The organism is Bosea vestrisii (assembly GCF_030144325.1).
GTDB classification, from domain to species: domain Bacteria; phylum Pseudomonadota; class Alphaproteobacteria; order Rhizobiales; family Beijerinckiaceae; genus Allobosea; species Allobosea vestrisii_A.
Map to the genome: position 1 here is coordinate 2307728 of NZ_CP126307.1, position 20193 is coordinate 2327920.

The 20193-nt window shown below is 65.8% G+C and carries 18 protein-coding genes and 2 pseudogenes; 10 read left to right on the forward strand and 10 right to left on the reverse strand.

The window, feature by feature from the left end; genetic code table 11:
* Window positions 1-11 precede the first annotated feature (11 nt).
* Entirely contained in the window at window positions 12-566 is a 555-nt protein-coding gene (locus QO058_RS11500) for an ECF-type sigma factor (protein WP_284172139.1), read from the forward strand.
* Here the strand turns inward: QO058_RS11500 and QO058_RS11505 are convergent.
* From QO058_RS11505 to QO058_RS11520, 4 genes are all read right to left on the reverse strand, one after another.
* Complete coding sequence (locus QO058_RS11505; protein WP_284172140.1) at window positions 557-1735, reverse strand: tetratricopeptide repeat protein; 1179 nt, start codon at window positions 1733-1735, stop codon at window positions 557-559. The genes QO058_RS11500 and QO058_RS11505 overlap by 10 nt on opposite strands.
* Entirely contained in the window at window positions 1729-2781 is a 1053-nt protein-coding gene (locus QO058_RS11510; protein ID WP_284172141.1) for a serine/threonine-protein kinase, read from the reverse strand. The genes QO058_RS11505 and QO058_RS11510 overlap by 7 nt, the downstream gene beginning before the upstream one ends.
* 282 nt (window positions 2782-3063) lie before the next feature.
* Window positions 3064-3633, reverse strand: a complete 570-nt coding sequence (locus QO058_RS11515) for a LemA family protein (RefSeq protein ID WP_284172142.1) — start codon at window positions 3631-3633, stop codon at window positions 3064-3066.
* Between the two features lie 13 nt (window positions 3634-3646).
* On the reverse strand, window positions 3647-4936 hold the full coding sequence (locus QO058_RS11520; protein ID WP_284172143.1) for a DUF3137 domain-containing protein: 1290 nt from the start codon (window positions 4934-4936) through the stop codon (window positions 3647-3649).
* A gap of 176 nt (window positions 4937-5112) precedes the next feature.
* On the opposite strand from QO058_RS11520, the gene QO058_RS11525 reads away from it, so the two are divergent.
* The gene (locus QO058_RS11525; protein ID WP_284172144.1) at window positions 5113-5820 is read left to right on the forward strand and encodes a helix-turn-helix transcriptional regulator; all 708 of its coding nucleotides are present in this window, start codon (window positions 5113-5115) and stop codon (window positions 5818-5820) included.
* A 98-nt stretch (window positions 5821-5918) separates the two neighbouring features.
* Here the strand turns inward: QO058_RS11525 and QO058_RS11530 are convergent, their stop codons facing one another.
* Both QO058_RS11530 and QO058_RS11535 read right to left on the reverse strand, forming a co-directional pair.
* Window positions 5919-6269: an AraC family ligand binding domain-containing protein gene (locus tag QO058_RS11530; protein WP_284172145.1), complete on the reverse strand. Its 351-nt coding sequence runs from the start codon at window positions 6267-6269 to the stop codon at window positions 5919-5921.
* 294 nt (window positions 6270-6563) lie between these two features.
* The gene (locus tag QO058_RS11535) at window positions 6564-7070 is read right to left on the reverse strand and encodes a YciE/YciF ferroxidase family protein (RefSeq protein WP_284172870.1); all 507 of its coding nucleotides are present in this window, start codon (window positions 7068-7070) and stop codon (window positions 6564-6566) included.
* A 119-nt stretch (window positions 7071-7189) separates the two neighbouring features.
* Here QO058_RS11535 and QO058_RS11540 point away from each other — a divergent pair, with 119 nt between their 5' ends.
* From QO058_RS11540 to QO058_RS11575, 8 genes and pseudogenes are all read left to right on the forward strand, one after another.
* Entirely contained in the window at window positions 7190-7444 is a 255-nt protein-coding gene (locus tag QO058_RS11540) for a hypothetical protein (RefSeq protein WP_284172146.1), read from the forward strand.
* A gap of 508 nt (window positions 7445-7952) precedes the next feature.
* Window positions 7953-8252 (forward strand): PepSY domain-containing protein, encoded by a 300-nt coding sequence (locus QO058_RS11545; protein WP_284172147.1) that lies wholly within the window; start codon window positions 7953-7955, stop codon window positions 8250-8252.
* Window positions 8249-8809, forward strand: coding sequence for a hypothetical protein (locus tag QO058_RS31390; RefSeq protein ID WP_432212058.1), 561 nt, complete (start codon window positions 8249-8251; stop codon window positions 8807-8809). Before QO058_RS11545 ends, QO058_RS31390 begins: the two co-directional genes overlap by 4 nt.
* A 791-nt stretch (window positions 8810-9600) precedes the next feature.
* Window positions 9601-10602: pseudogene (locus QO058_RS11555) on the forward strand (chemotaxis protein CheB); the annotation flags it as partial.
* A 44-nt stretch (window positions 10603-10646) separates the two neighbouring features.
* Window positions 10647-13040, forward strand: a complete 2394-nt coding sequence (locus QO058_RS11560; RefSeq protein WP_284172149.1) for a PAS domain-containing protein — start codon at window positions 10647-10649, stop codon at window positions 13038-13040.
* Between the two features lies 1 nt (window position 13041).
* On the forward strand, window positions 13042-13419 hold the full coding sequence (locus QO058_RS11565) for a response regulator (RefSeq protein WP_284172150.1): 378 nt from the start codon (window positions 13042-13044) through the stop codon (window positions 13417-13419).
* A gap of 248 nt (window positions 13420-13667) precedes the next feature.
* Window positions 13668-14093: a hypothetical protein gene (locus QO058_RS11570; RefSeq protein WP_284173094.1), complete on the forward strand. Its 426-nt coding sequence runs from the start codon at window positions 13668-13670 to the stop codon at window positions 14091-14093.
* Window positions 14090-15640 carry a VOC family protein gene (locus tag QO058_RS11575; protein ID WP_284172151.1) on the forward strand — a complete coding sequence of 517 codons (1551 nt, stop codon included), beginning with the start codon at window positions 14090-14092 and terminating at the stop codon, window positions 15638-15640. Before QO058_RS11570 ends, QO058_RS11575 begins: the two co-directional genes overlap by 4 nt.
* An 11-nt stretch (window positions 15641-15651) precedes the next feature.
* On the opposite strand, the gene QO058_RS11580 is transcribed toward QO058_RS11575, so the two are convergent.
* From QO058_RS11580 to QO058_RS11595, 4 genes and pseudogenes are all read right to left on the reverse strand, one after another.
* A complete protein-coding gene (locus QO058_RS11580; RefSeq protein WP_284172152.1) occupies window positions 15652-16206 on the reverse strand; it encodes an NADPH-dependent FMN reductase in 555 nt (184 codons plus the stop codon).
* Window positions 16203-16382: pseudogene (locus QO058_RS11585) on the reverse strand (hypothetical protein); the annotation flags it as partial. The pseudogene QO058_RS11585 and the gene QO058_RS11580, both read right to left, overlap by 4 nt.
* A 234-nt stretch (window positions 16383-16616) precedes the next feature.
* Window positions 16617-17933 carry a hypothetical protein gene (locus tag QO058_RS11590; protein WP_284172154.1) on the reverse strand — a complete coding sequence of 439 codons (1317 nt, stop codon included), beginning with the start codon at window positions 17931-17933 and terminating at the stop codon, window positions 16617-16619.
* Window positions 17934-18144: 211 nt separating this feature from the next.
* The gene (locus QO058_RS11595; protein WP_284172156.1) at window positions 18145-20169 is read right to left on the reverse strand and encodes a caspase family protein; all 2025 of its coding nucleotides are present in this window, start codon (window positions 20167-20169) and stop codon (window positions 18145-18147) included.
* Window positions 20170-20193: the final 24 nt, after the last annotated feature.

Below are 20193 nucleotides of genomic sequence, written 5' to 3' on the forward strand. Positions count from 1 at the left end.
CCGCAGCGTTGTTGCCGCACCAGACCCGCGCCGGTATCGTCGCGGCGATGACGGCCGCCGACCCCAGCCTTTCGCTCGATGTCTTGACCGACGCGCTCTATCAGGAGCTGCGCAGGATCGCGCATCGCGAACGTCTTCGTGCCGGCAAGCCGATGACGCTCCAGACCACGGCGCTGGTCAGCGAGGGCTATCTCAAACTGCGGCAGAGCGCCGGCTGGACCAGCGAGGAGCATTTCCTCGCGAGCGCCGCCACCGCGATGCGGCACGCGCTCGTCGATGCCGCCCGCGCCCGCCTCAGCCAGAAGCGTGGTGAAGGCATCCGGCCCGTCGCCCTCGACGAGCAGCACGACATGCCCGAGGCGAATGACGACGAGGTCGTGCGCATCAGCGACGCGCTGGCCGCGCTCGAAGCGCTCGACCCCCGGCTGGTCAAGGTTGTCGAATGCCGCTTCTTTGCCGGCTATAGCGAAGAGGAGACCGGGCGCATCCTCGGCATCAGCGACCGGACGGTCCGGCGCGACTGGTTGCAGGCCAAAGCCTGGCTCTATCGCGAGCTTCAGGGCTGAGTCGGCGTCCGAGCCCGCAGCGCTTCGTCGATCAGCTCGCGCGTCGGACCGAGCTCGGCAAGATGCGGCGCGCCCGCGGGGCCGGCCGCGCGCAACATTGATTCCGAAGCATCGAGCGCCTGCTTCGCCCCGACCGGATCGCCCTGCGCCAGCAGGATCTGCGACCACGCAACGAGTCCCAGGCCGACATAGGGATGGCGTTCACCGAAGGCGGCTTGTGCGCTCTTCAAGGTGCCCTCGATCTCGGCCCGCGCCTCCGCAAGCCTGCCTTCCGCCATCAGCCCGATCGCCCGGCTCTGGCGCAGCATGATGGTGACGGCGCTGCTCTCGCCGGCCAGAGGCGCCGCGACGGCGAGCGCCCGGTCCAGGATCGGCATCGCCTCGCTAAAGCGGCTGCCGGCCATGATCAGCCGCCCGAGATTGAGTTCGATGGCGGCGAGTGCCAGCGACGGCCCGTAATCGCGCCGCTGCCAGTCGACCGCCTCTCGCCATTGCCGCTCGGCGCCGGCCGCATCGCCACGGCGCAGGGCCACCGCGGCCCGCAGGCCGAGCGTCGCGATCGCAACCACCGAGCGGCTCCGCCCCGAAGCGGCAAGCACGCGTTCGGCTTCGTCGAGCGCCTTGACTGCGCCGTCGACATCGCCGGCCTCGAGCGCGTGGACGGCAAGATTGTGCTGCAAAGTGGCGATCTCGCCATTGTCCGCACCGAATAAGGCGGTGAGCTGCGCGATCGCGCTTCGCAGCCTCTGCATCGCCTCGTCGCGCCGGCCGGCCTCGCGCAGCAGGGCGGCATCGACGCCGGCGAGCTCGGCGAGTTGCTTGGGGTGACGTGCCCGATCGGCATCGAAATAGGATTTCGCATCGCGCACGGCCGCTTGCGCCTTGTCGCGCTCGCCGAGCTGGGCGTGATAGGCGGCGAGCGCGAGATTGGCCTCGGCCAGCCGGCGCAGGTTGCCCTCCGCACGCGCCCCGTCGGCATAGCGCTGCATCAGGCCGACCGCCGCGCGCGGATCGCCGATCTCGCCATAGAGCTCCGCAAGCGTGCGCGACAATAGCGGTGCGCTGCCATCCGCCTCGCGCTGCAATTGCCCGGCCGCGGCGTCGAGGACCTGCCGCGCCGAGGCGAAGCCCGGCCCGCCCGATTGCGAGGCGGCGCGCAGCATCAGCATGAAGCCGTCGCGCAGCGCCGTGGCGCGCGCTCGTTCTCCGCCGAAGCGCCGAGCCTGGCGATCTCGGTGCGGCGCATCTGCAGGACGACGCCGACGATGCCTGCCCCCAGCACCGTCAGGAGCAGGCCGGCCGCCATCAAGGGCAGCCGGTTGCGGCGCAGGAAGCGGCGGACCCGGTAGAGCCGGTCGCCTTTCCGGGCCGTGATCGGCTCCAGCTTGCGGTAGCGCCCGATATCATCGGCGAGCTCGCTGGCGCTCTGATAGCGCTCCTGCGGCTCATAGCGCATCGCCTTCTGGACGATGATGTCGAGGTCGCCGCGCAGGCGCTCGGGCGGCACCGGCGCGTCATCGCGGGCCGTGCGGCTGGGCAGCGGCGGCGCATCCCGCATCACCCGCATCGCGCCGGCGAAAGCGGATTCGGCGAGCTGCCAGGGCGGGCGGGCGGTGAGCAGCTCGAACAGGATCGCACCGAGCGCGTAGACATCGGTCGCCGTCGTCGGGTTGCGGCCCTCGAACTGCTCCGGGGCGGCGTAGTCCGGCGTGAAGATGGCTTGCGTCATCAATGTCTGGCCGGCCGTCTCCAGCGTATGGGCGACGCCGAAATCGAGCAGCTTGACCCGGCCATCCGCCGTCACCAGCACGTTCGACGGCTTGAGATCACGATGGACGATCAGGTTGCGATGCGCATAGGCGACGGCGTCGCAGATCTGGTCGAACAGGTCGAGCCGGGCCGCGAGCATCAGCCCGGCCTCGGCGCAATGGCGGGTGATAGGCGCGCCATCGACGAACTCCATGGCGAGATAGGGCCGCCCGTCCGGCGCCGTGCCGCCATCGACGAGACGGGCGATCCCGGGATGCTCGAAGTCCGCCAGGATCTGCCGCTCGTATTCGAAGCGCGTGAACTGCTCGGCCGCTTCCGGCCGCAGCAGCTTGAGCGCGACGACCTGGTCGAAGCCGCCTTCCCGCCGCTCGGCCCGGTAGACCTCGCCCTGGCCGCCGCGGCCGACCAACGCGACGATGGCGAAGGAGCCGATCTCGGCCCCCACCGGCAGGGGATTGATAATGGGACTCGGCCGCCGGGCCCGGCGTACCGGCGAGCCGGTTCGCATCGATCGCCATGAAGTCGCCGGCGCCATCCGCAGCAGCCAGCAGCGCCTTCGTCTCGGCGATCACCGCCGCCGGCTGGCCGCTCTGCGCCAGCACGCGCTCGCGCTCCTGAGCCGGCGCCTCGGCGAGCACGTCGAACAGGCCGCGGACGGCGATCCATTGCTCCCGGTTGAGATCGACGCGCTGGTTCATCGGCCTCCCCGGACGTCCGCATCATGCCCTCACAAATGGTCGCTCGCCTTGACGGGCTGGCGCGCCGCCTCGCTCGCCTCATAGAAGGGCGGCAGTTCGCGCACACCTGCAAGCCCGGCGAGCAGCATGCCGGGGAAGATCTGGACCGCATTGCGCAGGTCGCCGACAGCGGTGTTGTAGAAGCGGCGCGCGGCGGCGATGTTGGCCTCGACCTCGTCATAGCTCTCCTGCGCCTCGACCATCGGCGCCGAGGAGGTCAGCTCCGGATAGCTCTCGGCGACGGCAAAGAGCCGCGTCATGTCGGCAGAAATCGCCGCTTCCGTCTTGAACTTCTCGGCGATGCCGGCGAAATCGCGCTCGCCCAGTCTCGGCATCGCCCGAGCGCGCAAGGCGGTCAAATCCTCGAGCAGGGCGCGCTCGTGCTCGAGGAAGCGCCGGGCGATGGCGAGCACGTTCGGGATTAGGTCGTGGCGCTGCTGGAGCTGGGCGTCGATCGAGCCGAGAGTCTCGCCGACGGCGTTGCGACGCTTCACGATCGCGGCGTACCAGCCGTAGAACACGGCGCCGAGGCAAAGGAGGAGGATCAGGACAGCGGTCACGGCTCTTATCCTTTCAGGGCGACGGGTCGATCGGCGGTGCGGCTGGCCGCTCGGAGAAGGAGATGCCCGTCGGCATGGCACCGCCCGGCTTGACCGCGACATGCATGGCGATCATCGCGTCGACGAGGCGAAAGATCATCGCGAGCTCGTCTTCGAGATATTGCAGCTGCGTGGCGGCGTCGTGAGCCTGCAGGCTCGGCGGCTCGAAGAGCAGGCGCGTGCCGGTCCCGGCCACCGCGAAGGTGATGGCGTCGCGCTCGACCAGGCAGAAGGGCGGGAAGAAGTCGCCGCCATCCGCCATCGAGAGCAGGCGCTCCATCACCGCCGGCGTCAGCACGGTGCGGGCCTCGACCTGGTCATTGCCGTAGACGTCGTAGATCGAGGCGAAGCGCGGATCCTCGAGGCGAACCGGCATCAGCCCGGCCGGTGCCGGGCGGCTATGGTCGAGCACCATGGTCGTGCCGAGAAAGGGCGTATCGACCGAAAGCACGAGCAGGAGGCCGTCGAATACCGTTGAATTGTTCTTGCCGGTCTTACGTTCGAGCGCGATCTCGCTCAGGCGCAATTCGTAGCCGGCATAGCCGCCGGCGATCGCATCATCGATCGCGGCCCGGTCGTGGCTCGGCAGCAGCCCTTTGGTCGCGAGCGGCCCGATCGCGGGCACGGCGCCCTCGACATAGCGCAGCTCGCCATAGCGCCGCAGCAGCAGCGGCATCAGTTCGCGTTTGAAGACCTTGGCATAGCGATCCGACGGCAGGATCAGCGCGATCAGCCAGGGCACGGTGACGGCGAAGCCGAGGACGAACGGGATCAGCAGCCACTGCGCCAGCTGCCCCGACTTGGCGCCGCCGCGGCCAGGTAGGAGCAGGATGCCGATCGCCAGCGCGAGGCCGACCGGGACGTAGAGCATCACCCGGCGGCGCGTATCCTTCGCTGCTTCCAGCCGCAGGACATTGAGCCGTGCGATCTCGGGGGCAAAACGCTCGCCGGCACCGGTCGGCGCTGTCGCGACCGGCACATGATATTGCCGGTAGATCACATAGATCAGCGCGGCGAGGATGGCGCTCGGGATCAGCAGCGCCAGCGCGTTCTGGAAGAGCCCGAAAAGGAAGCCGACGACGACGGCCACCATGAACAGCAGCGCCGCCGCGACTGGGCCGAGGACCGTCGACAGCAGCACGATTCCGACGATCGCGAGCGGAATCCCGAACAGCGCCATCATCAGGCAGCCGCCATAGCGCCCGACCTTCTGCTGCGCCTGGCGCATCTCGACGGCCGTGTAGCGTTTTGGCCCGGTAGCCACGGCTGATCAGCTCCACCCGATCTCAGAAGACGATCCGAAGTGCATCCGGCGTCCTCCAGACGGAGGAGCCGGATGCGTACGGGCACGCCGGTGCTGGCGGTTCGGAAAGCAGCGCGCCCGCCGATCCTCAATAGGGCCGAGCGATTCTGGCGGCGTCATCCGAATCGAGGAGGCTATTGTCTGCGCTGAACCTTCGCTCGACATCGCCATGTCCGGTTCTGCCGGCGGTTTCCGTTTCTGCTGCTGAGACCCTCAGCGCCGGAGCGCCTTTTTCCATGTCGATGACCCATCTGCATAGCCACGCGACCTCCCCTGTACGTGCCGATCGCATCTGCCCGCAGGAGGCCGTGCCCGCGGTCGCCCCCGGAGTGACTGCGGTGTTCACGCTCGATCCTGACCTGCGCGTCGAGAGCATGAACGCGGCAGCCGCACTGCTCGTGCGCCAGAACATCGTTGCAGCCCGCCCGTTCGCGACGCGCGATCACGAGCTCAACAGCAAGATGCGCCGCTGGCTTCGCAACGCCGCAGCGGAGGCGGAGCTGCGGCTGCGCTATCGCGACGGCCAGGGCGACTTCTCGGTCACGGCATCCCGCGCGGACGTCCTGGATGCACCAGGCGTTTCGACACGCTTCGTCGTGCTCGTGCAGGAAGAGGCCGCAGCGATCGACCGCAAGCTCGCCAAGGTCGCGCGCGACCACGGCTTGACCCATGCGGAGCAGCGCGTGGCCGAACGCATCCTGGCGGGCGAGAACACGATCCTCGCCGCCAGGCGCCTCGGAGTCGCTCCCGCGACGGTACGGACGCATCTGCAACGGATCATGGCCAAGACGGATACGCATCGCCAGAGCGAGTTCGCCTGCCTCGTCGCGCGCTACGTCCAGTGATCACGAAAGCCGGCCTGGTTTTGGTTGAGCCCTGCAGTCATCTGCAGCACCAAGTTCATCGCGATGTCGCCTGCGTTCGCAAAGGGTGGAACCGTGCCCTATGCGTGCGCCGTCCGCCAATGCGGATAGGTGACATAGGCGGTCACCGCCCCCTCTTCATGTGACCGGATGGTCACCGCTTCACCCCTGGGCGTGTAAATGATCTCGCCCGGCCCAGCGGTAACCGTACCCGCGTTCGTCGAGACCGAAAGCCGCCCTTCCAGAACGATCATGACGTCGTCGACCGCCATCGTCTCGGTGAGGCTTTGGCCGGGTGAGTAGCGTCCATATCCGATGGTGATCGGCCCGCCATGCCGCTCGTCGACCAGATTTCCGACGTAGATTTCCGCCTGCTGCCCGGGAGATCGCTCCAAGGACGCGTCGGCGATGGCGAACTTGCGGATTGTCATGGTCGTCCTCGGTGCTGGGCCCGAGACCAGGGGTTTTGGGCGGCAAGACGGACTACGAATTTTCGAGGAGGAAGTTCCCGTCTTCGGAATACCTTTCAACAGTGACCCGCATTTCAAAAACCGGGGTACGGGCAGGCCGGGGATGCAGAAGATCGCGTCGGGCTACAGCTGTGCTCCACATCTCTGTGCGGCTGACAGCTTCGAGCTGACCACTAGCTTGACTTCTCGATCCTCGGCCGTCCCAGGCGACCACGTAAGTGAAAAGCGGCTCCGGCGAACCGGAGCCGCAAGAGGTCAGGCGGCCTTGGCCTGAGCCTGCTTGTTGACCTTGCTTTCGCCGAGCTTGGAGAGCGTCTGGTCAGTCTTCAGCTCCTCGATCAGCGTCTGGTCGAGGAGCTTGGCAGCGTTACCCAAGCCAAGCTGCTGAGCCCACGCCTTCAGCGTGCCGTAGCGTGCAATCTCGTAGTGCTCGACGGCCTGGGCCGCGGCGAGGAGGCCGGCATCGAGAGCCGGGCTGCCTTCGAACTCCTCCATGATCGATTTGCCTTCCTCGATGATGCCGAGAATGGCGTCGCAGGTCTTGCCCCGAGGAGCCTTGCCGATCATCTCGAACACATCGCCGAGACGCTCGACATGGGTCTCGGTCTCGTCGCGATGCTTCTCGAACGCTTGCTTGAGTTCCGGCGCGGTTGCGGCCTTCGCCATCTTTGGAAGGGCCTTCAGGATCTGCTTTTCGGCATAGTAGATGTCCTTGAGCGTATCCAAGAACAGATCGTCTAGGGTTTTAGGTTCGTTGGCCATGTCGCGCTCCCTGGCTGGCTGAGAAGCCCATGGAACGAAGGGCGTCGCACGCGGTTCCGATCCCACAGCAAAATATGCCAAGCCGTAGCGGGCGAGGCGCATCCGACACGGAGGCTGCGATGCTGATTCAATCACATACCGACTATGCGGCTGCGGCCGAGCGGGCCAACGCCTTGAGCGATGCTCCTGAAGGCTCCGCCGCTGCCGAAGAGCTGAAAGGCCTGGTCGCAGCGCTTCGCCAATGGGACGAGGATCACCGCGGGGACCAGCGAAATGGACCGGAAGCCAATCCTGAGCCGGGAACGAACCGCAGTCCGGATGACCTCCCAGTCGCGGGGCTGCCCGGAAACTTCGGCAAGCTGAAGCTCGATTAGGCAGACCCCAAAGCCCGGAGCAATTTCCGCCATGCGAACGCTGGTACATCTGGTAGGCCTATTGCTCGCAAACGAGATTGCGGGTGGGAAGATCCCCAAGCGCTTGGCGTTGCCCTTGGGCTATCTCGTCTCGCGGCTCCGGACACCGCCGCTGACCTTCGCTGTTCTGGGCTGCGTCCTTCAGCAGATCGCCCGTGATCGCTCGAGACGCGGCCGCCGCAAATCGTCTCGCTCGTGAAATCGCCAGCTTCAACGTCAACGGGATCAATGGGCGCCTGCCGGTGCAGGGCTGGCTTGTCGATCGGCATCTGCGCGGCTGGGAGAAGGCGAGCGATCATGCGCCGGCTTGGGTTCTTCTCTCGTAGACCGCCGGTTCCATAGCCACCCCGTTTTGGGGACGCGCAATCATCAGTTTCACAGTGACTTTCACTTATCGGGCGGAACCACTCCTCAATCTGGAAGTTTCTCCTATCACTGGCATAACCTGCTGACATTCAAGGAGATTCTCATGAGAAACGTGATTATCACGTCGATCTTCTGCGCCCTGATTTCAACCGTCGGCGTCGCGCAGACATCGACAACCGCGCCAACGCCTTCGCCGACTGCTCCAGCTGATGCCAATGCGCCCCTGCCGGGAGCCAACAGCTTCACGGAAGGACAGGCCAAGAGCCGGCTCGAGGCCAATGGCTACACCAATATCGCCGGCCTGAAGAAGGACGACAACGGCGTCTGGAAGGGGAACGCGACACACGCCGGCGCTCAGGTGACCGTCTCGGTCGACTACCGGGGCAACATCACCCGCAACTGACATTCGGTTTTGATGACAACAGGAGGAGCACCGTCACGCGATCCTATGAGAGCTACGATATCGCCCGTCGAGTCGTCGAGGAACTTGAATCAGCCGGGTTCCCGGACTCGGACATCAGCCTGGTCGGCCGCCACAAGGACGTCGATGACAGCAATGCTGGCGAAGGTGCAGGCATCGGCGCTGCCGTCGGTGGTGCAGCTGGCCTGCTCGCTGGGCTAGGCTTGCTCGCGATTCCCGGTATTGGCCCAGTCGTCGCGGCTGGCTGGCTTGCGTCCACCGCCGCTGGCGCCGCGGCTGGCGGTGCCACCGGCGGCATCATCGGGGCGTTCACGAGCGCTGGCGAGGATGAGGAGAGCGCCAACTATCACGCCGAGACCGTTCGACGTGGTGGAACCGTGGTGTCGGTCAAGGCGTCGGAGGATCAGGTCCCTTCGGCCGAGGCCATCATGGATAGCGCGACGCCGATCGATCGAGACACCCGGCTTACCGAGTATCGCGACGAAGGCTGGAGCAGGTTCGACGACAAGGCGGAGCGCTATCGCGGACCTCTGATCTAACGACGCTCGTTCTATCCGCATTTCCTGCCTGGCGCTCGGAAGGGTGCCCGGCCCCTCCATAATCGCCACTGGCATTGGCAGCTCGCTCGCCTAGGTTTGAGGCAAGCCGAAGGAACCGGAATCGAGCAAGCCGCGGATGTATCGGTAGCTCGACGGCGCCGGCCGGAGGTCAAGGGAACGGCCAATTGGAAAAACGCGGTCGCTCTCGGCGATCCAAGGCCCGGCCTTCTCATGAAGGCCGGGCCATTCGGTTTTTTGGTACAGACGACCCGGCAAGCCAGCGAAGCTCGCGAAGAAGGCGAAGCAGCCGAAGGTGGGCAACCTGATGGAAGCACTGCGCGCGAGTGTTTGTTGAGCAAGGCGAGCCCAAGACGGCAAAGCGGAAGCCGGCGAAGAAGGCGGCCTAGCGGCAAACCCCGAGGTCGGAGATGCGCCGCTTCGTTCAAGTGGCTTGCCGATCCGCCCGAAAAGCCGACCTCTCTAACAGTTCGCTTCCCATCCGATTGGGCATGTCAGCGCATCGCCATGCCTGCTACATCATCGTGGCACTTAGCTGCCGGCCGGAACCTTCCGTTCTCCGTCTGGTTCTCCCCGATATAAAATGTGTATCAACGGCCTGGGGCTCGCCTCTCAAATGGGAAATGAGATGGCTAATACGGCTCCCATTCAAAAAAAAGACGGTCTTGGGTAAAAGCCGGGCGCGTGGCACTCAGCGTCCTGCGGCCGCCGATCCCCAGAGTGTGAACGCTGACGAGAGCGACGGTGCCGCCTTTCCGATCGTCGGCATCGGCATGTCAGCGGGAGGCCTTGAGGTCGCGACCGAATTCTTGAAGGCGATGCCGCCCGATAGCGGCATGGGCTTCGTGATCGTCCAGCACCTCGAGCCGACGCGAAAAAGCCTGCTTGCCGAGCTGCTCGGCAAGCATACGGACATGCCTGTCATCGAGGTCGAGGACGGGATGGCGGTCCAAGCCAACCATGTCTACGTGATCGTCCCCGCGCAGACGCTTTTGATCGAAGACGGAATTCTGCGGCTCATAGAACCCGTCGAGCCACGCGGCCGGCGCCATCCGATCGATCATTTCTTCACCGCGCTGGCCAAGGACCGGAAGACTGGTTCGATCGCAGTGGTGATGAGCGGCGCCGGCAGCAACGGCTCCGCCGGCATCCAGGACATCAAGCTCTCGGGTGGCATGTGCATCGCGCAAACGCCTGAGACCGCGAAGTTCGACAGCATGCCGCGGCATGCGATCGCCTCGGGCGCGGTCGATTATGTGCTCGCACCGGCCGAGATGCCGGCGGCGCTGATGCGGTACGCGCAGCACCCCTATATCGAGGGTGACGCCACCGCGGTCATCGCCAGTGCATCGGAATCGAGCTTCGGCGACGTCCTGACGCTCATCCGCGCGCGGGGCGGCCACGATTTCCGCCAATACAAGCGCACGACGCTGACGCGGCGGACGCACCGGCGGATGGGACTGGCCGGGCTGGACTCGTTCGATGACTATTTGCTGAAGCTCCGCGACGATCCCGCCGAATTGCAGGCGCTCGTCCGCGACATGATGATCAACGTCACCGGCTTCTTCCGTGATCCCGAAGCATGGGATGCCCTCGACCGCGATGTCATCGGGCCGCTTGTCCAACGGGCAGCGCCCGACCAGGCAATACGCGCCTGGGTTCCCGCCTGCTCGACGGGCGAGGAAGCGTATACGATCGCGATGCTGCTCGCCGAGCATGCCGAGACGGCCGAAAAGGGCTTGCAGCTCAAGATTTTCGCCACCGATCTTGCCGACAACAATCTGGCGGCCGCGCGCGCCGCGGCGTCTACCCCGGCAGCATGGTTGAGCGTCTCTCTTCGGACCGGCTCGATCGCTTCTTCGAGAAGACCGGCGAAAGCTATCGCATCAAGCGCGAAATCCGTGAAACCGTCGTCTTTGCGCCGCAAAATCTGCTCGCCGACCCGCCTTACTCGAAGATGGACCTGGTGAGCTGTCGCAACCTGCTCATCTATCTCGACGCTGACGGGCAAAATCGCGTCCTGTCGCTCGCGCATTTCGCGCTCCGCGAGGGCGGCTACCTGTTTCTCGGGAACGCTGAATCGGTCGGGCAGCGCGATCATCTGTTCTCGATCGTGTCGAAGCGCTGGCGCATCTACCAGAGGAGCGGCGGCCCCAAAGCTGTCGACCTTCCGATCTGGCCGCCGGTTCAATCGCCGGAACACGAGCGCGCCAAACCAAAGCTCGCCGACGTCGCGGTCCAGGCACTTGCCGATCGCTTCGGTCCCGCCTCGGTAGTCATCGACCGCCATTACCGGATTCAGCATTTTCACGGAACGACCGTGGATTACCTGACGCAGCCGCCTGGCGCGCCGACACTCGATCTGATGGCAATGGCGCGCGATGGACTGGCGTTGGCGATACGGCGCGCTGTGAAGCAGGCGCTCGAAAACAATGAAGCCGCAAAATCCGTCGCAACTCGCGCCAAGACCGGCCGGGTCGAGGTTACTGCCAGCCCGCTCGGCGGCCGCAGCGGCGACGGGCTGATACTGGTCAGCTTTTCACCGGCCCGGAAGGGCTCGGAACTCCGCCCAGCCGCTTCGCGAACGAAGAAGGGGAACCCCGACCAGGAGCGCGATTATGACGACGAGCTCAAGGAGGCGCGCGAGGAGCTTCAGGCAATCGTCGAGGAATATGAAACGGCGAATGAGGAGCTGAAGGCCGCGAACGAGGAAGCCACCAGCGTCAACGAGGAACTCAGGCGACCAATGAGGAGCTCGAATCGTCCAAAGAGGAATTGCAATCGCTCAACGAGGAGCTCAACGCGGTCAACACCGAACTCGAGCACAAGGTGGCCGAACTCGACGAGACCGGTGATGACCTTCGCAATCTTTTTGTCGGGCAACGACATCGCGACGATTTTCCTCGACACACATACGCGGATAAAATGGTTCACGCCTGCGGTGAACCGACTGTTCGATGTTATCGATGCCGATATCGGGCGACCGATCGCCAATCTCGCGCAGAAGTTCGTCAATGGCGATCTCGTCGGCAAGGCGCGCGCGGCCGTCGATAAGCTTGCCATGTCAGAAGAGACGATCCGTGCCGACAACGGCCGTTCCTACTCGCTTCGCGTGCAACCGTATCGCACCGGCGACAACCGCATCGCTGGCGCGGTTGCGAGTTTCGTCGATGTCACAGAACTGGAACGGTCACAAACCCGCATCGCCGAGGCCCGCGATTATGCGCAGGCGATCGTGCGGACCGTTCATAACCCGATGATCGTGCTGGATGGCAGTCTGCGCGTCCAATCGGCCAATCCGGCTTTCTACCAGTATTTCCAGGTCGACGCGAAGGAGACCGAGGGACATCACGTATATGAGTTGGGCAATGGCCAATGGGGTATCCCGGCGCTTCGCAAACTGCTCGAGGACTTGCTGCCGACGCAGGGCTGGATCGCCGATTTCTTGGTGGAACATGACTTTCCACAGATCGGCCGCCGCTGGCTGGCGCTGAACGCGCAACGGATCATCGGCTATGGCGACCGCCCAGGTCTTATCCTGCTGGCGTTCAACGATATGACCGAACGAAAGCAGGCAGAACTACATCGCGAGATGCTGGTCGCCGAGCTCAGCCATCGGGTGAAGAACTCGCTCATGGTGGTTCAGTCGCTGGCGGCTCAGACGCTCAATAGCAGCCGAACGCTGGAAGAGTTCGGCAAAGCTTTCACCGGGCGCATCCAGGCGCTCGGCCGCGCGCACGACATCGCGTTGCGGGGTGGCTTTCAGCGTGTCGCGCTGGGCGGCATCGTCGGTCAGGCGCTTGCGCCGTTCAGGATCAATGGCCGCATCGAAATCGCCGAGGGCCCGCTCGTCGACTTTGAGCCGGTCGTGAGCCAATCGCTGACCTTGATGCTGCACGAGCTGGCGACCAACGCGCTCAAATATGGAGCGTTGTCGACCGGCGCCGGCATGGTTTCGGTCGGCTGGCGCATCGAGGCGAACGGCAGCAACCCGCACCTTTCACTCACCTGGACGGAGAGCGGCGGACCGGCCGTGTCCGCGCCTGGTCGAGTTGGCCAGGGAACCCGCTTCATCAAGGGAAGTGCGCGCCACGAGCTGCGGGGCGAGGCAACCCTCGATTTTCTGCCCGAGGGGCTTCTTGCGACCATCGCTTTTCCCCTCAAGGATGCAGTGAACACGACTAGCGCGATCAGACCCAGCGAGGAGTCGTAGGATGTCAGCTGATCCATCTCCCGGCACAGGCCGCCGCATCCTCGTCGTCGAAGACGAGTATCTGATCGCCGAGTACATCACCGCGACGCTCGAGGATCTGGGCTATGAGGTCGTGGGTCCTGCGCCAACGGTTCCCGCGGCGATCGCGGCGATCGCCAGCGAGCGCATGGATGCTGTGCTCCTGGACGCCAATCTTGCCGGAACGAGCAGCGCCCCTATCGCCGGGGAGCTTGCCGCACGTCGCATACCGTTCGTCGTAGTGACCGGGTACGGCAATCTTGATCTCGCCACTGCCCTGCTGCAGTCCGCTCCGCGGATCAACAAACCCTTCACCCCTTCCGATATCGGCGCGATCCTGGTCAAGATTCTGGCACAGTAGATGAACGTCGCGCGATGCCATGCCGGTTGGCTCAGACGGTTCTTCCGTCCCCCGCGAGCAACATCGCGCCGGCCATTTGCGCACAGCGTATTCTCGGGCAGCTCGTCGCGGCAAATTTCCACGCGGTTGGCTTACAGGCTCTTCAGCGCTTAAATCCGGGCTTGATTGGGCGGATGCTCCTGCCATTCGACACCGCAGCCTGACTGCGTTCAGCGACAAAGCGGAGGGGATGGATAAACGCGAGCATCTTGAAAAAGCTCGTCCGCAAGCTTGAAACAATCACATCGCTGTCTGAAGGGTGGGAAGCGGACCACGGCCTGCGCGTAGTGGCCAGTAGCCTCGGCACCTGTAATCCGTCCACTAAGACACAACCGATGAAGCGGACACCTTTGGATAACGCCGATCCGGCGAGAAAACAGATCAATACCCTCGTCGAAGCGAAGGTCAATGCGCGCTGGTCGCTGGATTTCGTCCACGATCAGTTCGCCTGTCGTCGGCGCTTCCGCATCCTCGGCGAGCGGCGCAATGTCATCGACGCCTATGCCTTCCCGATGTTGTGTTGGGCCATCGCCAGATTGCCGGAAGGATTGCGGGACGCTCCCCGTGTCGCGGCGTTGCACGACGCCGCGGACCGGGACGTCCGCAAGGCTCTAGCGGAGGAAAGTCTGTCGTGACCAGCGGTCTCCATCACGTCACCCTGATCACCCGCAAGGTGCAGGCCAATGTCGACTTCTATGTCGGCTTCCTCGGCCTGCGCCTGGTCAAGCGCACGGGCGGTTACGAGGACGCCCGCCAGCTCCATCTCTTCTATGGCGACGCGCATGGCTCGCCCGGCTCGCTCGTCACCTTCCTGGTCTGGGAGGACGGCTCGCCCGGGCGCGCCGGCCATGGCCAGGTCAGCGAGATCGCGTTCGCCGTTGCACCCACTGCGATCGGCTTCTGGCTGGAGCGCTCCTTACGCTTCGGGATCGCGATCGAGGGACCGCTCCAGCAATTCGGTGAAACCGTGCTGCGCCTGCGCGATCCCGACGGCTTCGTGGTGAAGCTGGTCGGCAGCGCGCTGTCCGGCGAAGGCTGGGAATCCGCCGGGGTTCCGCCGGAGCATCGCATCCACCGTCTGCGCAGCGTGACCCTGCTCACCGCGACGACCGAAGAAACCGCGCATTTCCTGACGACGCATGCAGGGTTCGCCCGCCAGGCAAGCGAAGGCGGCATTCAGCGCCTGCGCTCCGATACCGGCGACTGCCTCGATATCCGTGATGCCGGCGGGTTCTGGCCGGGAATCCCCGGCACCGGCACGGCGGACCATGTGGCGGTCCGAGTTCCCGACGCTGCCCGGCTGTCGGGCATCGAGCGCGACCTCTCGAAGCTTAACTCCAGCGCGACCACGCTGCACGACCGCCAGTATTTCATCTCGCTCTATGTGCGCGAGCCGGGCGGGACGCTGATCGAATTCGCCACGGACGGCCCCGGCTTCACCGTCGATGAGCCCGTCGAGACGCTGGGTACACAGCTCTTCGTTCCGCCCGAGGCTCAGAACGAAGCCGACGACATCCTGGCGGTCCTGCCGCAATTCGCCCTCCCCGGCGAGGAGCGGGTGATTTATCGCGACCTGCCCTTCGTGCATCGCTTCCACCAGCCGGCCGACTCCGATGGCAGCGTGATTGTGCTGCTGCATGGCAGCGGCGGCAATGAAACCGATTTGATGCCGCTGGCGCAGCGGATTGCTCCCCGGGCGACGCTGCTCGGCTTGCGCGGCCGCAGCACGGAGGAAGGGACCGCGCGCTGGTTCCGGCGCCACGCTGAACGTGCCTTCGACCAGGACGATATCCGCTTCGAAGCTGGCGCCCTCGCCGCTTTCGTCGAAGGGGCTCGCGCCGCCTACAACCTTGCGCCGGAGCGTCTCATCTTCCTCGGCTATTCGAACGGCGCCAACCTGCTCGCGGCCGCCATGCAGCTTCACCCCGAACTGGTGCAGCGAGCGGTGCTTCTGCGTCCTGCAGCGGTGCTGGAGGAGCCACCTGCCACTGCGCTCACCGGCACCGCGGTGCTGCTGTTGACCGGCGCCGAAGACCCGTATGGCGATCTGGCCGCGCGACTCGAATCCGCGTTGCGCCAAGCCGGCGCGGACGTCGAGGCGCAGGTCATCCCGGCCGGGCACGCGCTCACCGAGCAGGACCGCGATCTGGCGGCGGACTGGCTCTCGCGCCACTCACCCTGACGGGAGGCGCCTCAGCGCCCGGCAGCAAAGGCGGCGAAGCCAGCGATGAATTGGGCGAGGCGCTGGCGGGTGGGTTCATCCGTCAGATTGCCGTCGGCATCGAAGACGCCCTGCGCCCGCGACACCAGCATGCGCCCCTCGAACCACGGCCTGGTTCCGAGCGTGCGCAACACCGGCAGCCAGGCATCCTGCGCCAGGATTGTCCCGAATCCGCCCGGAGATGCGCCGAGCACGGCGACCGGCTTGCCGCCGAACAGATGCGCGATGTCGGAAGAGGGCCGGGTCAGCCAGTCGATGGCATTCTTGAACACGCCCGGCAGGGAGTTGTTGTATTCGGGCGTGAACAGCAGCAAGCCGTCCGCCTCGGCCAGTTGCTTCTTGAGCGCCTGTACCGTGGCCGGAATGCCCAGCTCACCTTCGTCATCGCCATTGTAGAGCGGAATGCCGTGGATGCTGCCGGCCAGCAGCGTCGCTCCCGCCGGCGCCAGGTCGACCGCGGCGCGCAGCAGGCCGGTATTGAAGGATGCCGTCCTCAGGCTGCCGGAAATTCCCAGAAGTCGTGTCATCTGCTCTCTCGCGCCCGTGATCCGGCATTCAGGCTGGGTTTGTAACCCGATGCTGTACCGAGATAGCGTACGGTGCTCTCTAACTTCGTGCGGCCCAGGAGAAGCTGAGAGGCCCGAAGGTTGCCGATGCGCTTGTAGATCACGGCAACTTTCGTCCGCCGCAGACTGTGATTGCCGTTCACCGTCAGCGTGCCCCGGCGAGTTGCCGGGCGCCAGCATGCCGTTGACCGTCAACGAGGGCAATTGCCCCGAGCCGCCCAATGTCGCGCCCGCCACGACCGTCACGCCGGGCGACGACACGATCGAGCCGTTCACGATCAGCGGAACGCCGCGCGCGGCAGGTCTTCGAAGACGAGGCGGCAGTGCACGTTCTCTTAGGTGGCGGAGCGCTCGAAGGAAGGCAAGCACCTCTAGCGCACGACGATCGGCACGGTGGCCTCGACCACGCCGGGGACGGCCCGCAGTTTCTCCATCAGATCGAGCACCTCGTCCGGCGGCAGCGTCGCCGCATCCTCGTTCGCGCTCGGCGCCGCCTTGAGCCAGCGCTCGCGCAGCGCCGCCGGCAGCTCGGCTTCCGTTCCGAAGCAGGCGAACAGGTTCTCGAAAGCGGAGTCGAGCACGATGTCGTTCAGCCCGAAATCGTAAGGATAGGACTGGCCACCGGTACGCAGCACGCTCCTCCCCTCCTCGCCGCGCACCGGCAGCACGACGGAGGCTGTGCCGTCCGACGCCAGCACCCAGCAGGAGAGCCGCGCACCTGCCTTGCCCTCGATTCGGATGTCGAGCCGCCGGCCTTTGGCAAAGGGCGAGGCCGCTGGCAGCAAGGCGAGCCGCGCTCGATCAGAGCCGGCGGTGGCGGCGACATGGTCGAGGAAGGGCCTGACTGCGGGGTCGCAGCCCAACCCCTCGACCGGAATGCGGCTGCGCCCGGTCGGCGCGAGGACAGCACCGGCACGGTCGAATTCGAGCTCCATCCAGCTCTGGCCGTCGCGATCCCCGCCGAAGCGGCCGCGCGTCGTCACCTCGCTGCCGGGCGCAGGGCACTGGCCGGGCGCGGCCTTGCGGATTTCCAGCGGCCGCGAGCGCAGGACGCGATCGTCCGAGCGCGATTCAGCGTCGAGCGCGAGCAGCAGCCGTTCCCCGAGCGCGGCACTGCAGCCGCTGTAACCGCTCGCCGCGGCGAAGGGACAGATATCGACCCGCTTCAGCTCGGGCGCGGCCCGTACGAGGTTCGCGACCGCCCTGTTCATCACCTGGTCGATATCGACCACGCCGGGCCTGGTCCTGATCGCGATCTCGACCGGCTCGCTGGTCGCCTTGCAGTCGCCGGCCCGAGCGATCGCCTGCAGGCGGAAGCTCGCCTTGTCGTCCTGCCGAGCCGGCTCGGTGAAGAACACGCTGGCGTCGCCGTCGAAAGCCCGTCGGATTTGCGCCTCGGCGTCACCCAGCTTCTGCAGGTTGAGACTGTCGCGCAGCGTCTTGATGCGGACGACATCGCCGCTCGCCGCCAGCCTGATCCGACCCTCGTTCTGAAGCTGGCTCTCGATCGCAAGCCTGACCTCATCGGCCTGGTTGCGCGACAGCACCTGCTGGCCAGCGTCGAAGCCGACCACCGCCAGCGAGAGATCGCGCTTGCCGGCGCACGCGGCGACGCTATCGAGCCAGGTGGACAGCGCATCAGCGCGGGCCGAACCACAACCGGCGACCACCACCCCGGCGATGAGCATTCGGTAGATCAAGCGCATTGCGCAGAACCTCTCGCCGTCATTCCGGGGCAGGCCGAAGGCCTGAGCCCGGAACCCAGAACCGATGCGCTCGATCATGAAGGCCGAACAGTCGTCTTGTCTCTTCCGAATCCGGCATCGGCTCTGGATTCCGGGCTCTTCGCTTCGCGAAGCCCCGGAAAGACGGACGAAGTGCCGTGCCTGATCTCCAAGCCTAACGCTCCTGCTCCAGCGACCGCGCATAAGAATCGAGCGCACGGACGAAGACGGGGTTGAAGCGCCCGTCGATCGCGCCGCTGTAATGATCCGCCTTCTGTGTGGCGCGCTGCAAGGCCCGCACCGTGTCCGGCTTCAGCTTCTGGTCGGAGACGTCGCTGGAGGAGACCGCAGCCGCGCCGGCCTCGCCCTTCTCCAGCGCCTTCATCAACATCTGCAGCGCATTCGTGCCCGGGAAATACGAGCCGAAGCCGTTGTCGATCAGCGTCGCCATCGAGACCATCGCGATCGGGTCGCCCTTGTCGGCCGCCTGGCGGAACAGGTCGAAACCCTTTTGCGGATTCTTCGGGAAGCCCGGTCGTCCTTCGAGATAGGCCGGCACCAGCTTGGCGATCGAGAAGGCATCGCCCGCCTCCGCCGCCTTCTGGTACCAGCGCAGCGCCCCGCTTTCATCGCGGGCCCGGCCGCGGCCATATTGCAGCATGCGCCCGACATTGCTCATCGCAATGGCATTGCCGGTGCCGGCGGCGCGCTCGTAGAAAACGAACGCCTTCTGCAAGTCGACCTTGCCGCCCTGGCCGTTCTCATGGAGCGTGCCGAGGTTGTTCATCGCCGCGGCGCTGCCGGCCTCGGCCGCCTTGTCATAGGCCGCGAGCGCGTCCTTGTGGCGCTCGGCTTTGTCATAGGCGCGGCCGAGCTGGTAGGAGAGCCGCCTCACCTCCGGCTGCGCCTCCGCCGCCTGCCGGCAGGCGGCGATCGCGGCGCGGGTATCGAGCCGCCCGAACTTCACGCCCTTGACGCCCTCGCGCCTGTCAGGATCGTTCGGATCGCTCGCGAGCTCGTCGCATTCCTGGACGCGCGGGTCGCGCGAGGCGTCGGTGCGCCCGAGATAGCCCTCGGCCAGCGCGCGATAGGCGCAGACCGTGCCGCAGCCCTCGAGATAATCCTCGTACTTACCGGAGCCGCCGAGCCTCACCCAGTTCTGCTCGTCGCTGACGGCTTCGGTGCTGCGGCGCTTGTCGAAGAGTAGCGCCAGCGCCGTTTCTCGGTACTGGCAGGTCTCGCCGCAGCGCGCGACGTAGGTCTCAAGCGCGCTTCGTTCGCCCGCCGCCTTGGCCCGCTGCCAGTTGGCCTCGTCCCGTGCTTGCGCAACAGCCCGCGCCACTGCCGGCACCGGCTGCGCCACCGGCAGCGCGATCGAAGCCGGATCGATCTCCGGCACCTGCTCGCGCCCGCTGTCGCGCCGTGCGGCGGCCTCGACCGTGTCCTTGAGGTAGCGCTGCAGGTCGGACCAGGCGAGCGGGCCGGTCTCGGGCGCACCTGCCGGCCGCGCCAGCCCTGCCGCGCCCATCAGGAAGCGGCTGGTGAACAGCCCGAGCTTCTGGCTCTCGTCCCAGTTGGCCGGGGTCGTGCCGGAGGTCGCAACCAGCTTGACGATGCCGCCGCCGGTGCGGGGCTTGGCCGGGGTGAAGCCCGGCGCTGACACCGCGAGCAGGCTCTCGCCCTTGCGGCCGGTCTCGCCGGTGAAGCAGGCGTCGATCATCACGATCAACTGGCGCTGCGGCCCGATCTTCTGCCGAACCAGCTCCAGGTTCCGATAGAGCGTCTGCACGGCATAGCCGCTCTCGCTCGCATTGGGATTGCCGTCCTGCGGCAGCAGGAAGGGTTGGCGCGTCGCGAGATCGGGCACGCCATGGCCGGAATAATAGACGAAGACGTTGGAGCGGCCCTCGACCGCGCTGCGCCAGAGCCGCCCGCCCTGTGGGTTGGCCTCGCTGCCGAAGACCTGGTTGAGCTCGCCGAGGGTCGCGTCCTTGAGCAGGAAGACGTTCTGCTCAAGGAAGCCGAGCGTGCCGGTGAGCCAGGCCTTGATCGCCTCGGCATCATTATGGGCGAAGTCGACCGTGCTGGTCTGCTTGTACGTCCTGTTGCCGACGACGACCGCGATCGACTCGGCATTGTCGGAGAACGCAGGGCTCTGCGCTGAGGCGGATAAGCACCATGCGCTTAGACACAACAACACTAAGCTCAGTATCGCTCGCATCGC